The following is a 13,962-nucleotide window of genomic DNA, read 5'->3' on the forward strand; positions in this document are numbered from 1 at the left end:
GGCTGATTTGCGACGAGAACTAGCAGGGCTTGTTAGCGGCACGAGCGAAGCAGGTTGTTTCGCATTGAGCGCGCCGGGCAGAAGAAGGCCATAATGGAGTGCGCGCACAATTTGTTTTAGAGGAGGATGCCGCATGGCAAAAGACGAACAAACAAGCTGGATTGTTGAGATGCTCATGGCCAGTACGTCGGTGGCGCCCGCGGCTCTTTTGGAAGAGGTTATGGCAGATGAGCGCAGCGTGGCTTTTGGCCCCATCCACCATTTTATTGTGGGCGCGGTGCTGCTTGCGTGCTGGCGCAACGCCGAAGCATCTGGGGAGCGAGATGCGATGCTCAAAGACGATCTTGCCGATTTGATGTCTCGGTCGGATTGCGTGCCGGGGGCAACGTGTGCCCGTTGGGGCGTGTGCGGGGCAGCTGCGTCTGCGGGCATGGCATATGCAATCGTGCGCGGCAATGCGCCGCTGCGCAGTGAAGGCTGGCAGGAGGGGCAGCTTATGGTTTCGGAGCTGCTTGCCGCCATCGCGCGCTCGGGAAGCCCACGGTGCTGCAAGCGAGATGCGCGCGTGGCGATTCGTGAGGCCGTTTCGTTTTTTAACGCGCTCGGCGGACCACAGCTTAAAGCATGGGAGAAGACGCCAGCCTGCGATAGCTATGCGGTCAATACAGTGTGCATGGGCGAAAAGTGTCCGTATCATCCTGCGATGCTGAGCGCTGAGGAGAGATTGAAGGCACAAGCGACGAAGCCAGAATGACCGACCTTGCGGCGCCACAAGTTGGCGCCCATATGCAACGGACGCCCGCTGTCGAGTAGGCGTCCGCTAAGTTAATCAAATGTAGATGGGATTATCGGGGCATTAGACCCTTGTCGTCCTCACCAGATGGGCCATGTTTTCCCCGAGCTGGCGCAGCATGTCCTCGCCAAAGGGGTCGTCGCCGCTGTTAAACATCATGTTCCAGTAGGTCGACGAGGCCACTGGCATGCCACTGAATGTAAAGCAGCGGTTCAGTTCATCGAGTGTTGAGGTGGACCCCGCCCGCCAAAGCGTCGTCACCGCGCATGCCGGCTTGCCGGCGAACCGTCTTCCGTGCACGCTCGCGGCGTAAAACGCGCGGTCGAGCAGCGCGAGCAACGCGCCGTTTGCCCCTGCAAAGTAGACCGGCGTACCCACCACGAGCTCCTGGGCGAGCGTCTCGGATATCGCCTTTACCGCGCGCTTGGTGGCACAGTACACGCCCGAGAGCGGTCCGACGTTGTAAGCGCCCAAGCTGCTCACGTTGAACACGTGGCCGGAGCGGCGGGCCCTCATACCGGGCAGCACCGCGCGCACGGCATGGCGTTGGTTCTGTGCGCATGGGCCCCTTGCTTTTGTGTGCGCGAAAGGGGCAGTTATTCGTCACATTCCCGCGCAACGTGCTCGTTAAGCTCCTCTTGGCTTACCGGACGCCCCTGATTAAGCATCAGGTATTCCATGATTCCCGTTTCCTTGCGCGTAAGAGATAGAGCCTCACTGTCCACGGAAGCGATGCGCGCCTTGGTGTCAAAGCTGAGCTTTCCGCAGGTTAAAACTATGTCGCTTTGTGCAAAGCGTCTGAGGGTAAGGCTGCGGATCCTTGCCGCAAGCTCGTCCAGATGAAACGGCTTGGTGAGGTAATCGTTGGCGCCGGCATCGAGTCCGGAGACTTTAACGGATACTTCACCACGCGCGGACAGAATCAGTACCTTGGTCTCGCAGTCGGGCAAATACGTCTGTCCGCAGGGTGTGCTCGAGGGCGCCATTCCGCTGGCCATTGCCAACGCCGGTATTTGATCTGCGCTGGGGTGGCTCTTTATCTGGAAACTTGTCGTTCTCATTGCCGTGGTAGAGCTGAGCGTTTTGTTCTACCGCCTCTTCTGCAAATGGATTTGTTCACTCGGCGCATTCTATGCGCTCATGAATAAGGTGTCCCTATTGGGGATTCGGGTTGACGCATGCAAATGTGTCTCGTGCGGCAAGTGTTCAAAGGTTTGTCAGATGGACGTCGATGTGGTCCGCGCGTCCAATCATGCCGAATGTATCCGGTGCGGAAAGTGCATCGGGGCCTGTCCCGTCGATGCCATCAGCTATCGCTATGGCCTGGATGTGTCGGCAGCAAAGCTCCCTCTGACCGCCGATAAAAAGTAAACAAGCTTCGACAAAACGGAGGAATGACCATGAAGCTTTCTAAGATTGCGGCCTTGTTTATGGTGCCGGTGCTGGCCTTGTGTCTTGTGGCATGTCCGGCGCCCGGTGGCAACGCGAGCGAATCTACGAGCTCCGATCCTAAGATCGCGGAGCTCATCGCGCAGGAGCCGACCAATGCCGACGAGGCCGCCGAGCTGTATGCGAAGCTCATGCAAAAGGAGAACGATATCCTTTCGAGCGATAGCGCACTGTGGGAAAAGGTGTTTCTTGCCGCCAATAAAGATATGCCGATGATTGAGGACGGCAGCAATTACGGCGATTTCCTGCTCAAGACCATCGACGGCGCCAAGGTAAACATCTGATCCTGCCATGGAGGGACTCCATGGCAGGATCAGATCATTGATGTTGATAAGACGCGCGAAAGTGGCACTTAGCGGTCAATCACAAAATTGTCCATCTCGACGAGCTCACGAGCCTTCTCCTGACCTTCGATGGCCTCGCGGAGACGCTTGGCGTAATATGTCATGCCATTGGCGATGTCGATGCGCAGACCGATTTCGGCGCGTTGATAGAGCGCCAACGCGCGCAGGGGATTACGGTCGATGCCACAAGAGGGGGCGTCGGGGTCAATGAGCATAGAGGCTATGCGAATGGCGGGCTGGGCGAACTCTGCATCGTCGCGGGCAAGCTCAAGACTGCGTTCGTACAGGCGGTATGCTTTTGACCTATCTTGCGGTACGGCGCGACCGCGGCTGAACATGTCGCCGAGTTTGTACACCGCCTCGCTGGAGGGCGCAAGCGCTGCGGCAAGCGAATACCACTGATAGGCTTTGGCATGGTCGGGCTTGCCAGTCCTTCCGTACTCGTAGATATAGCCGAGGTTGATGATGCTCTGGAAGCAACCTGCGTCGGCCGCCATTTCGTAGAGTTCCGCGGCCTTGGCGTAGTCCTGCTCAACAAGGTCTCCCATATAGTAGAGGGCGCCTAAATCGTTCATACAGGCTCCGCTGCCGGACGAAACTCCCAGCCTGTAGCCCAAGACGAGCATTTCCCTAACTGCTGAAGACATACGGGCCGCACGGTAGACGCGCTCTCTGTTTTCGGAGATATACTGGGCATAATCATCGCCAGGCGTGGAGAATGCAACGTTTGCCATCTCGGCGAGGAGGTCTTTTTCCTGCTCGGGCCCATAGATAAGATCTTCGGAAGGAAAACCCTCGTTGTATTCGTCCTCGCCATGGTCGACAAACTCCATGCCGGCAAGTTCTGCCATGCGCGCGACGTCTTCCTTTTCGACTCCATATGCGTTGTTGGGATTAAGGTCCATCGTTTGCTCCTTTCGGATTGTCTACTGTTTTGTATCGTATCAAGTGATGGAGACCGCGGAATTCCCATTTCGCTGTACGGCAGGTCAACGCGCTTACCGCTTTTCAAGCTCACCCACAAAGACGGGTCAAAGTGCCTCCGCAGGCTTAGGCTCGGGTGAATACAGTTCTCCTTGGGGGTTTACGCCGATGGGGTCTGAGCAACAATCGGGCCATTCTTCGGATGCTAAATCGCTGATGGGCTGCTGTTCGCATACGGCACTGAAATTGATGCGTATGGCATCAATTTCAAGTTCGGGTGCTGCCGGCACCGCATCGATAAAGTAACGCCAGCGTTCGTCGTCCAAAAGATGCAGCAGCGTAATTTGTGTCTTTCCGTGGTATTCGTACGCATCGAGCACTAAAAAACGAGACTCCGACGGGGTCGCACAGTGTCCTCGATCGGCGTCTTGCTCCAATTCGGTTAGATCGATGATGCGGTTCAACAGGATGAGAAGACGATGCGATGTGCTCATGCCGCCAATGTGGGACGATATGTCAGCGGGGTTCTTGCTGCGAAAGATTGTGCCGGGCTTGTAGAGCGCGGCGACCTGAGGTGAAAGATCGGTGTCTCGTACATAGGGATTCAGCCCGGACAGCATGTAATCGAGGGCACTTTTATAATCCTTCGCACTGGCGCTGTCCTTAGGCGTGCCTGTTTGGCCGCAATCGTTCATGGTCGCCTTCCGTATTGTTGCCGCGGAGAAGATTGCGGCATGGCTGCTCTTTATCGGCGAGCATATCAATCAGTGTGGACATCTTTTTGATTATCACGGCGGCTTGCGCTATTCGGCAAAGGTTCTCATCAACCGCGCCGCCACGGGACTCTTGAAGTGGTGGATGTTTCCAACGCGATTCTTGGCAAACCACTGCCCGCCGTCAGTACGATCGACAGCTCGGATCTTATCCTCGAGAAAGGTGGCTTACAGGAAGGCTGGCACGGCGTGCTGGCGCTGGGCAGCGAGGTTTCGGATATCGCTCCAGGGGATGCACTCACAATTGACTAATGTGACAAAGTGACAGTTCCTTTGTCACATTATCGACGGTATGCGCGGGATGGTGCGCCACGCGGCGTGCCGTCCCATTCGTTTTTTTGGTGCGGTTTGTTACATTCCTCACTGGCGCCGGTAAAAAATGGGGATAGAGTAGGACAAACACGTCGAATACGAACGGCGGGGGAGAGCGGGCAAGGTGCCTGCGCAGGAGAGGCTGCCGTCCATGCTGGAGCTCAAAGGAATTTGCAAAAGGTACGTTACGCAGTCGTTTACGCAGGTGGCGCTCGACAGCGTGAGCCTGTCTTTTCGGGATAACGAGTTCGTGGCCATTCTGGGGCCCTCGGGTTCGGGTAAGACCACGATGCTCAACGTTATCGGCGGACTCGACCACTTTGACTCGGGTGACCTGCTGATCGACGGTATTTCGACCAAGGACTTTCACGATCGCGATTGGGATGCCTATCGCAACAACCGCATCGGCTTTGTGTTCCAAAGCTATAACCTCATTCCGCATCAGACCATTTTGGAAAACGTGGAGCTGGCGCTTGCGCTCACGGGCGTGGGGCACGCCGAGCGCCGCCAGCGTGCGCGCAAGGCGCTCGAGGCCGTTGGTCTGGGCGAGCACGTGAACAAGCGCCCGAGTCAGCTTTCGGGTGGACAGATGCAGCGCGTGGCCATCGCCCGCGCCCTGATTAATGATCCCGAGATTGTGTTGGCAGACGAGCCGACCGGCGCTTTGGATTCCACAACGTCCGTGCAGGTCATGGACTTGCTCAAGGACGTCGCGCGCGACCGTCTGGTTATCATGGTCACGCATAATCCCGATCTGGCGTACGAGTACGCCACGCGCATCGTCAACCTGGCGGACGGCAAGATTACCGACGATTCTGATCCTTTCGATGTCGCTGACGCCACGCGCCGCGAGGCCAAGCCTACGCGCAAAACCTCGATGAGCTTTGTGACGGCGCTGGGGCTTTCTGCCCGAAACCTTATGACCAAGAAGGGCCGTACGGCCATGACGGCCTTTGCGGGCTCGATTGGCATTATTGGCATCGCGGCGATTTTGGCGCTGTCCAATGGCGTAAACGGCTACATCAAAAAGGTCGAGGAGGATACGCTTTCGAGCTACCCGCTTACCATTTCCAAGCAGGATTACGACCTGTCGTCCATGATGGGCGAACAGGGGGCCACGGATGACGATACGTCCAAGAACGAGGGTTCGTCCGACGACGGCACCGACGGCAAGGCTCAGGGAACCAAAAAGATCCCCGTGGTCACGGCCGTAAAGGATATGTTTGCAAGTGTTAAGTCCAACGACATGACGAGCTTTAAGGCATGGCTCGATGCCGGCGGCGACGGTATCGACAAAGAGGTCAACGCCATCCAGTACGGTTACGGCGTGACGCCGGTTATCTATCGTGCCGGCAAGGGCGATGAGAAGCCTGTCCGGCTGGTGCCCAACGCTATGACCGAGGCCATGAGCGGTGGTGCGAGCTCGGCGGCAACGGTGAGCATGGACTCCATGGGGACCTCGGTCTTTAACGAGATGATCGACGATCAGAGTCTGCTCGACAGCCAGTACGATGTCGTCGCCGGCCATTGGCCTACGTCTGCTCACGAAGCCGTAATGGTGCTTTCGAGCCGTGGAACGGTGGGCGACTATACGCTTTACAGCATCGGTGCGCTGGATATCGATGAGCTCAACGACCTGGTGAACAGTGCCATGGCCGCCGACGGTAAGATTGAGACGCCTGAGAGCGGCGCCGACTTTACTTACGACGATGCGCTGTCCACGACGTTTAAGGTGTTGTCGCCGGCCGATGCTTATCGCAAAAACGAAGAGACCGGCATGTGGACTGACATGTCCGGCGACGCCGACTTTATGACGGCCAAGGTTGCCGACGGTATTGACGTGCACATTGTGGGCGTGGTGCGACCTAACGAGACGGCCAATGCGAGCGCGTTGTCTCCGGGCATAGCCTATACGCATGCGTTGACTCGCCAGCTTATGGAGCGCGCCGCCGATTCGCAGATCGTGCAAGAGCAACTTGCCCACCCCGAGACGGATGTCTTTACGGGCAAAACCTTCGACGAACTGCAAGGCGAGGCCAAGCAAGGCGTGGATCTGGGCAGTATGTTCAGTGTGGACGAGGCGGCGCTCAAGAGCGCGTTCTCGTTCGATGCGTCTGCACTCTCGGGTGCTGCCGGTGGCATGGATCTTTCGGGCATCGATTTGTCGGGCCTGGATATTGACCTCTCGGGCGTTGGCAAAGACATCGACTTAAGCGACATCATGGCCAAAGCGCCGACCCCCGATTTCTCGGGCATCTTTGACGGTCTGGAGCTCACGCCCGAGCAAATGCAACAGGTGGGAACGCTTGCCAACCAACTATTTGAGGGCTTTTTGGAGTCTGATCAGTTTAGGGCGCTGTCACCCGAAGATCTCAAAGACGCGTCAAAGCTTGCTGCCGCATTCTCGGCGTATCTCGAGAACGATGTTGTGGCGCAGCTCAAGGCGCTCGGCGGCGATGCCCTGGTCGAGCGCCTGCAACAGGCGATGACCGACTATGTCCAAAATCAGTTGGCTCCGTATCTGCAGCAGGCTATGGATCAGGTGATGAAGGCGATCAGCGAGCAGGTGGCAACGACCGTGTCGACCCAGCTCAAGGCCGGCGCGGCAGGGCTCATGGACCAGATGGTGACGCAGATGTCTTCGAGTTTTGCCAACCTGGCGAGCGCCATGCGCGTGGATGCGAGCGCCTTTGCTCGTGCCATCCACTTCAACATGGACGCCGAGGACCTGAGCTCGCTCATGATGAGCTATGCCAAGGCGTCGAAGCTCACCTACGACAACAATCTGACCACGTTGGGCTACGCGGATGAAGCGGATCCCATCTCGGTCAAGATTTTCCCGCGCGACTTTGAGGCCAAGGAGCGCGTACTCGACCATATCGATGCGTACAACAAGCAGGTCAAAGCCGCCGGCCACGACGAGCAGGCAATCTCGTACACCGACTACATGGGCATCATCATGGGCTCGGTGACTGATATCGTGAATACCATCAGCTTGGTGCTCATCGCGTTCGTGAGCATCAGCCTGGTCGTGAGCTCCATCATGATCGGCATCATCACCTACATCAGCGTGCTGGAGCGCAAAAAGGAGATTGGCATCCTGCGCGCGATCGGCGCGTCGAAGCGCAACGTGGCAAACGTGTTCAACGCCGAGACCTTTATCGAGGGCCTCATTGCCGGTGTCTTTGCTATTGTCGTTGTGGTGGCCGTGAGTTTTCCGGTTAATGCCTGGGCGCTTGCTGCCAAACAGGTACCCAATCTGATGAGCTTGCCCGTGCAGGATGCGCTGGCGCTCATTGCAATTTCGGTGCTGCTGACGGTCGTTGCCGGCCTGCTGCCGGCCCGCAGCGCATCCAAAAAAGACCCCGTGGAAGCCCTGCGCTCCGAATAATGTGACAAAGGGACTGTCCCTTTGTCACATTGAGTGACATGTAAAGCGAGGTCTAATACTTTTCCCGAGAAGTGAACGAGTCAAATTGGACCCCCGAAGCATCGACACTTATTGAAGGCGGTTTCCTGCGGTTTTGCCAGCCAAATCCTGCGGGTTTGGCGTCTAAAAATGTCGATGCTTCGGGGGTCCAAATATAGCCGTTCACTTCTCGGGAAAAGTATTAGACCTTGAGATATAGACGGCGTTTGCGAGCGTCAATTAGAGCGTAAGTTGCTAGTCCTCCTTTGCGGAGAGCATGAGGCTAATTTCCGGATGGGTGTACTTGTCGAACTCTTCTTTGGGCTCGGTGTCAAAGGTGTAGTACGACTCGATAGATTCGTTCTCCGTCTTGATGCTGATTTGTTCAGACATGGCGGTCAGCAGCGTGCTGTTGGTGATCGATTGATCGCGAACGTCCTCTTTTGGACAAGGAAAAAGTGGCGAGTGAGGGAGCTGCTGTGGGGTGGCCCTGCTTGCTGTTTGTGGGCACCATTCACCTTCGTTGCACAGGGATGGTCGGAGGGCTGGTTGACATCAAGCAACCGCCTCCGCCTTGTGGGCCGCCTCGGGGACAAGGCATAATGCATGTGACAAAGGGGCGGTTCCTTTGCCGCATTGATTTGAGAGTAGATGTTGATGATTCTATCGTTGGCCCCCATGGAGGGGATTACCGGGCATGTGTTCCGTCGCGTGCATGCGGAGTGCTTCGGTGCGCTCGACTGCTATTACACGCCGTTTTTGCCGCCGCCGCGGGTGGGCAACCGCTTTGGCGGCAAGGCGTTTAAGGAAATCGATCCGGCTAACAACCAAGGGCTTAACGTGGTGCCTCAGCTGATGTCCAAGAACGCGGATGAGTTTGTGTGGGCGGCACAGGTGCTCGCCGACATGGGCTACCGCGAGGTTAATCTCAACCTTGGCTGCCCCTCGGGTACGGTTGTTGCCAAGGGTAAAGGATCGGGCTTCTTGCGCAACCTCGATGGGCTCGAGGTGTTCTTGCTTGATGTGTGCGAGCGATCGCCGTTGCCGGTGTCGGTAAAAACCAGGCTGGGGCTGGAGAGCGACGACGAATACGAGCGCGTGCTCGACCTGTACTGTCGCATGCCGCTGGCAGAGTTGATCGTGCATCCGCGCGTACAGAAGGATCGCTATACGGGCTCGCCGCGCAAAGAGTTTTATGGCGAGACGTTGGAGCGCGCGCCGTTTCCGGTGGCATACAACGGCGATATTTTTGATCTTGAGGACATGGAGGCGCTGGTGGAGGCCTATCCCGGTACACGCCATGTGATGCTGGGGCGTGGCTTGCTTGCGAACCCCGCGCTGGCTCGCATGGTCAAGGGCGGCCCTGCTGCCACGGCAGCCGAACTGCAGCGCTTCCACGACACGCTGTTTGCGGCATATGCAGAAGAGATTGGCGGCAACGCGGTCTTTCGCATGAAGGAGTGGTGGTTCTACGCTAAATGCGCCTTCGCCGATCCTGCTACCGTTCACAAACTCGTACGCAAGACTAAAAAGGTCGACGAATACCGTGCCGCCGTCGAGCGCGTCTTTCGCGAGCAGCCACTTGCGCCCATAGCCCGCTTCCACGGTTAGCTAGTCATTGGGGACGTTCTTTAACGGCTAGTCATTTAAGAACGTCCCCAATGACTATGTTGCAAAAGCTGTACGTCAGCATCCAAAGATATCGAAAAATGTCGACTTTGGATGCTGGCGTACATGTTTGGATTCGGTGGGGGACTAGGCAATCATTGCGTCAAGGGTAATGAGTTCTCTGAGTCGCTCTGTGCGTGTTTGCCCATGGCGCTTTGCCTTCTCGTCAAACGCTTCAAGAACCGATTCACCCACACGTGCCGATAAAACAACGCTTGGCTCATCAGAGATCGACGGCCTTCCCAGCTTGATGGTGCGACCCTTCGGCCACTCATCTTTTTCGTATGCCTCCGCGGCTTTCTCCAACTCTCCGGGGGCAAATCCGATCATCTTTTCGAGTTGCTTAGCGTCCATAGTGCCTCCTATCGATCGATCCCGATTTCCCTGAGCACCTTGCGCGTAGGAGGGACAAGGGCGTGGTAAATGATGTAGCCATCTCGATTGGAGCAATATCGAGCGATGAGCTCCATGAGACGGCTTCTTCCATCAAGTCCAACGAGAACGTAATCGATACCTCCGTTTTCAAGATCACGCCTGAACCATGCAAAAGCGGAGTTCCAGGCGCAGGTGATATCCGTCTCCGTCAGCCCGTGTTTGAGGGCGTGGGGGTGGATTGCGATGAGCTCCATAAGGGCCTCTCTTTTTGTATACAGTTTTGTAAACAAAAATGCAAGCAGTTAATAGGCTTAAGCGACTTGTTTTGATTGGACTTTTCGATGTAAAGCCGACATCGGAGGCTCCACTACTCCTTCGCTTTTTAGTTCGGTATGTGAACGTCCGTTGAACTCCCAGAGGGGAGCGTTTTCATAGATTATCGAGAGGAGCTTGGAGACTTCGGCTGTTTTCTTGCGTTCGTAAAACTCGGGCCGTACGACAATCAATAAGAAAGCTGCGTCTTCGGTAATTTGCTGTGCTGTCGGCATACCGTTGAGTCCAACGGAACGCAAAAGCTTTGTCATGATGAAATCGAACTCATCTTCTCTTGCATGGAGATCGGATGCCTTAATCTCAGGGTCTCTCAGGACGTACTGCTTGAGTCGTTCGACAGATCGACTGCACTTTATATGCCCGCAGATGACTTCGTCATAACTGAGCCTTTTGATTGGGAGACGTTCGTGACCGGCGAAGATGGCTGCCACTCTGATGCCAACGCGCCGTTCGCGCAGCGCGCGCATCTCACCGGTGTATTCGCTGCGTCGTTCATATTTTCGATAGGAGTATCCGTAGTCATCGTAGTAATAAGGGGCTTCATCGACAGCGTCATCGAGCTCAGGCGCTATGAGATAGAGTTTTCCATCTCTGGATATGACGCAGGGATTGTCGATTTGCCCCGATTCGTTCCTGATTTGCCAAATAGTTTCATTTATCTCAAATCTCGAGACTGGATTGGGGGCACAGGAGTTGTAGAGCTCAATAAGTTCATCGAGTGAAATGATTCCACAGGCATCTGTGTAGGCGCGGGCGAAGCGCCGTACTTCTTGATTTGATTCAAGCGCACGGCGCTCCCAAGCATCCAAAACGTCCTGCGGACTTCGATAGCGGGCATGACGATCGATGCGCGATGCGCTCCAACGGTTATCAGCGGCAACGTTCATCAGATCCAAGCGCAGATCTTTGTCGGCGATGCGAGCGAGCGACTGATAGTGTTCTAGATCAAGCTCCGGTCGAAAACTCATGTCTTCCGGAACAGTTCGTGCGAGCTTTATGCAACGCTTGAGATAGGTCGGGCCCAGGCTTGGGCTAAAGTGCTGCTTGAGGTGGCAAGCGATGGGCGAGAGTAGGCCATTTAGATTGGAAATGGGGTATCCGGCAATCTCTTGCTCGAGACGGCGCCCGATGAGCAGAGCCCCTTCCGAAGAGGCCTCATGGTCGGTGCCTTTCTGGCCGAGGTGTTTGGCCTCGACAATCCTGCTGATATCCGAGCAGGTGTTTGAAATAATGTCGGGTGAAAGGGTTGGTATCTTTTTTGCCATAGCGATGCGCTCCTGTGTGACTCACGGAAAAGAAACAGTCTGATTGTGAGTGCCGTTCTTTGATGGCGACGGCGAACAGGAGCGCAGCCTGTCTGAGATGGGCGAGTGCGGTAACCACCGATCTTACTTACCGAGCTCGCTCCAGCGTGTCATTGGGGACCTCCGCAGGAGCTCTCGACCAGTCTCATGCCTTGGGATGAGTATAACACAGAGAGCAAACATATGTTCTATAAATTTGAGAAACCGAATTCCTACCCACTCATTTAAGTGCGTCCCCAATGAGTACTCGCACGCTAGAGCAGGTTCTCCTGTACCCATGCGATGATGTCGCTCGATTCGTAGAGTGGTTTGCCGTCGATGAACAGACAGGGAACCTGGCGTTTTCCGCCGACGGCGATGAGCGTCTGCTCGGCATCGGGGTCGGTCGAGATGTTGCGCTCAGGGATGGTCACACCGTTATCGGCAAGGAAACGCTTGACCTTCATGCAATACGGGCAGCCGGTCATAACGTACAGCGTGAGCTCATGATTAGTAGCCATAGGTCTCCAATCGGTTGAGGTTTTGATTGAAATACCCAAAGCCGCCGCGGTCTATGCATGAGCTGACGACGACTCGATGGCCTGTACCAGAAACGCCGTGGCTCCGGTGCCGCAGGGCTTGTCGTAGTAGTCGATAAAGCGCTGGTCAGCAAGATAGCCGTGGGCGAGGCCCAGGTATGCTTCGTCTTGGGGCTTGTGCCCCCAGTTAAGGCCAATCCATCGACGGTGCATCGCGACAAGTTTGCGGGCCTCGCTTCCATCCGCATCGCCGTCGCCCATGGCAATCGAAAGCTGACCCAGAATAGCGCGTTCAAGTTCCTTCATGTCGTTCCATGTCTCGGGGTCCATGTCCAGCAGTGCTTCGTTTGCTGCGTCGATCGCCTCGTCGCCATAGCGCGCCCGCGCCTCGGCACCGTAGCGCTCCTCGTTTTCCTGCACGGAGCGCCAGCGCTCCAGTTGCGGCAGGACGGCGCCCATGAGCGAGACGGCTTCGTCGAGCGACATGCCGGTGTTTTGCGCCAGCCGCGGGGCACAATCCTCGATCATCGCCTCCATGGTGGTGTCGTAGGTGTACTTGCCGTGGTCGTAGCACCACTTGCAGTAATGGTCGGTCGTGGCGCCCACAGCATCGGTGCCGCAGTCGTCGGGTGTGAGTATCATGCCGCAGCTCTGGCAATAGTGCTCGGGCATTTCGAGCAGGTGGGACAGCGGTTCTCCGGTTACGGCGGCAATGAGCTTCATCATGTCGATGCCCGGGGTGACTTCGCCGCGTTCCCAACGGCTGACGGCTTGGCGTGTGACGAAGAGCTTGGCGGCGAGCTGCTCTTGGGTAAGGTGATGGGCGCGGCGAATGGCAATGAGCTTTTCTGCAAAGGCCATAGCGACTCCTTTCTGCTGGTTGATGGCTTAAGCATACGCGGCGGCCGGCGCCCTTCCAAGCAACCGTTGGTTGCACGACGGGAGACCGCGGCGAAGAATTGCGCGCTGCACCCCGCACCTCCATGCCGTACAATGACCGGCATGGAACCTATCGCACACATACATACCGACCTGCCGCAGAAGTTCGGCATTCCGCGCAACAGCTTTTTGGCGCCCCACCTGCAGGGACGCATCGTCTTTGAGCCGGAATTTGCCTCCAACGCAGCAGTTGAGGGTCTGGACTCCTTCTCTCACCTATGGCTGCTGTGGCGCTTCGAAAACGGAACGCCCGGCGGCACGGCTAAGGATATAGCTGCCGATGCCAAGACGCAGGACAGGTCCGGCACCAACGTCAAGTGGTCGAAGACTGTGCGCCCGCCGCGTCTGGGCGGAGCCGAACGCGTGGGCGTGTTTGCCACGCGGAGTCCGTTTCGCCCCAATCCCATCGGTCTTACCTGCGTCAAGCTCAGCCGCGTTGAGCGCACCGACGACGGCCCCATCATCCATGTGCTGGGGGCCGACCTGCGTGACGGCACGCCCATCTACGACATTAAGCCCTACATCCCGTTTGCGGACTGCCACCCGGATGCGACCGGCGGCTGGATTGAGGGTGCTCCGTGGCAAGAGCTCGATGTTGAGTTCCCACAAGCGCTTCAAGACATGGTCCCGCCCGCAAAGCTCCCCGGCCTGGTCGAGGTTCTTCGCCAAGATCCGCGCCGCGCGGGCAGCAAGCACGAGCCAAACCGCGTTTACCACTTGGCTTACGCCGGACTCGACATATCGTTTACGGTTGACGGGGCCAGGTTGACGGTAACCGCAATCAACGACGCGCGAGACTAGTCAGCCATTCGTCCGCACCC

General features: G+C 56.8%; 17 protein-coding genes. 7 read left to right on the forward strand and 10 right to left on the reverse strand.

Features of this window, described 5'->3' with window-relative positions; translation table 11 throughout:
- Positions 1-133: 133 nt before the first annotated feature.
- Positions 134-754: a DUF5714 domain-containing protein gene (locus tag FYJ40_RS06790; protein ID WP_154516922.1), complete on the forward strand. Its 621-nt coding sequence runs from the start codon at positions 134-136 to the stop codon at positions 752-754.
- Between the two features lie 102 nt (positions 755-856).
- On the opposite strand, the gene FYJ40_RS06795 is transcribed toward FYJ40_RS06790, so the two are convergent.
- Both FYJ40_RS06795 and FYJ40_RS09165 read right to left on the reverse strand, forming a co-directional pair.
- Complete coding sequence (locus FYJ40_RS06795) at positions 857-1,330, reverse strand: flavodoxin family protein (RefSeq protein WP_370450617.1); 474 nt, start codon at positions 1,328-1,330, stop codon at positions 857-859.
- A 59-nt stretch (positions 1,331-1,389) separates the two neighbouring features.
- A complete protein-coding gene (locus FYJ40_RS09165) occupies positions 1,390-1,743 on the reverse strand; it encodes a response regulator transcription factor (RefSeq protein WP_304515506.1) in 354 nt (117 codons plus the stop codon).
- A gap of 271 nt (positions 1,744-2,014) precedes the next feature.
- On the opposite strand from FYJ40_RS09165, the gene FYJ40_RS09030 reads away from it, so the two are divergent.
- Both FYJ40_RS09030 and FYJ40_RS06810 read left to right on the forward strand, forming a co-directional pair.
- A complete protein-coding gene (locus FYJ40_RS09030; RefSeq protein WP_229770712.1) occupies positions 2,015-2,164 on the forward strand; it encodes a 4Fe-4S binding protein in 150 nt (49 codons plus the stop codon).
- A 29-nt stretch (positions 2,165-2,193) separates the two neighbouring features.
- Positions 2,194-2,526 (forward strand): hypothetical protein, encoded by a 333-nt coding sequence (locus FYJ40_RS06810; RefSeq protein ID WP_229770706.1) that lies wholly within the window; start codon positions 2,194-2,196, stop codon positions 2,524-2,526.
- Positions 2,527-2,594: 68 nt separating this feature from the next.
- Here the strand turns inward: FYJ40_RS06810 and FYJ40_RS09035 are convergent, their stop codons facing one another.
- Complete coding sequence (locus FYJ40_RS09035; protein ID WP_229770707.1) at positions 2,595-3,491, reverse strand: tetratricopeptide repeat protein; 897 nt, start codon at positions 3,489-3,491, stop codon at positions 2,595-2,597.
- A 126-nt stretch (positions 3,492-3,617) separates the two neighbouring features.
- Positions 3,618-4,205 carry a hypothetical protein gene (locus FYJ40_RS06830; protein ID WP_154516928.1) on the reverse strand — a complete coding sequence of 196 codons (588 nt, stop codon included), beginning with the start codon at positions 4,203-4,205 and terminating at the stop codon, positions 3,618-3,620.
- Between the two features lie 156 nt (positions 4,206-4,361).
- Here FYJ40_RS06830 and FYJ40_RS06835 point away from each other — a divergent pair, with 156 nt between their 5' ends.
- Together FYJ40_RS06835 and FYJ40_RS06840 are read left to right on the forward strand one after the other, a co-directional pair.
- Complete coding sequence (locus FYJ40_RS06835; protein ID WP_154516931.1) at positions 4,362-4,535, forward strand: hypothetical protein; 174 nt, start codon at positions 4,362-4,364, stop codon at positions 4,533-4,535.
- A 211-nt stretch (positions 4,536-4,746) separates the two neighbouring features.
- Positions 4,747-7,986: an ABC transporter ATP-binding protein/permease gene (locus FYJ40_RS06840; RefSeq protein ID WP_154517219.1), complete on the forward strand. Its 3,240-nt coding sequence runs from the start codon at positions 4,747-4,749 to the stop codon at positions 7,984-7,986.
- Positions 7,987-8,259: 273 nt separating this feature from the next.
- Here FYJ40_RS06840 and FYJ40_RS06845 read toward each other — a convergent pair whose 3' ends face one another.
- Entirely contained in the window at positions 8,260-8,397 is a 138-nt protein-coding gene (locus FYJ40_RS06845) for a hypothetical protein (protein WP_154516934.1), read from the reverse strand.
- 264 nt (positions 8,398-8,661) lie between these two features.
- Here FYJ40_RS06845 and FYJ40_RS06850 point away from each other — a divergent pair, with 264 nt between their 5' ends.
- On the forward strand, positions 8,662-9,615 hold the full coding sequence (locus tag FYJ40_RS06850) for a tRNA-dihydrouridine synthase (protein WP_154516937.1): 954 nt from the start codon (positions 8,662-8,664) through the stop codon (positions 9,613-9,615).
- Positions 9,616-9,759: 144 nt separating this feature from the next.
- On the opposite strand, the gene FYJ40_RS06855 is transcribed toward FYJ40_RS06850, so the two are convergent.
- From FYJ40_RS06855 to FYJ40_RS06875, 5 genes are all read right to left on the reverse strand, one after another.
- Complete coding sequence (locus tag FYJ40_RS06855) at positions 9,760-10,026, reverse strand: ribbon-helix-helix protein, CopG family (protein ID WP_154516940.1); 267 nt, start codon at positions 10,024-10,026, stop codon at positions 9,760-9,762.
- An 8-nt stretch (positions 10,027-10,034) separates the two neighbouring features.
- Entirely contained in the window at positions 10,035-10,301 is a 267-nt protein-coding gene (locus FYJ40_RS06860; RefSeq protein WP_154516943.1) for a hypothetical protein, read from the reverse strand.
- Between the two features lie 57 nt (positions 10,302-10,358).
- Positions 10,359-11,645 (reverse strand): hypothetical protein, encoded by a 1,287-nt coding sequence (locus FYJ40_RS06865; protein ID WP_154516946.1) that lies wholly within the window; start codon positions 11,643-11,645, stop codon positions 10,359-10,361.
- Positions 11,646-11,938: 293 nt separating this feature from the next.
- Entirely contained in the window at positions 11,939-12,184 is a 246-nt protein-coding gene (locus FYJ40_RS06870) for a glutaredoxin (RefSeq protein ID WP_154516949.1), read from the reverse strand.
- A gap of 51 nt (positions 12,185-12,235) precedes the next feature.
- On the reverse strand, positions 12,236-13,063 hold the full coding sequence (locus FYJ40_RS06875; protein WP_154516952.1) for a TipAS antibiotic-recognition domain-containing protein: 828 nt from the start codon (positions 13,061-13,063) through the stop codon (positions 12,236-12,238).
- A gap of 141 nt (positions 13,064-13,204) precedes the next feature.
- On the opposite strand from FYJ40_RS06875, the gene tsaA reads away from it, so the two are divergent.
- On the forward strand, positions 13,205-13,942 hold the full coding sequence (tsaA, locus tag FYJ40_RS06880; protein WP_229770708.1) for a tRNA (N6-threonylcarbamoyladenosine(37)-N6)-methyltransferase TrmO: 738 nt from the start codon (positions 13,205-13,207) through the stop codon (positions 13,940-13,942).
- The last annotated feature ends 20 nt before the right edge of the window (positions 13,943-13,962 follow it).

The sequence above is a fragment of the Collinsella sp. WCA1-178-WT-3 (M1) genome, assembly GCF_009696325.1.
In the GTDB taxonomy this organism is placed as follows: Bacteria; Actinomycetota; Coriobacteriia; order Coriobacteriales; family Coriobacteriaceae; genus Collinsella.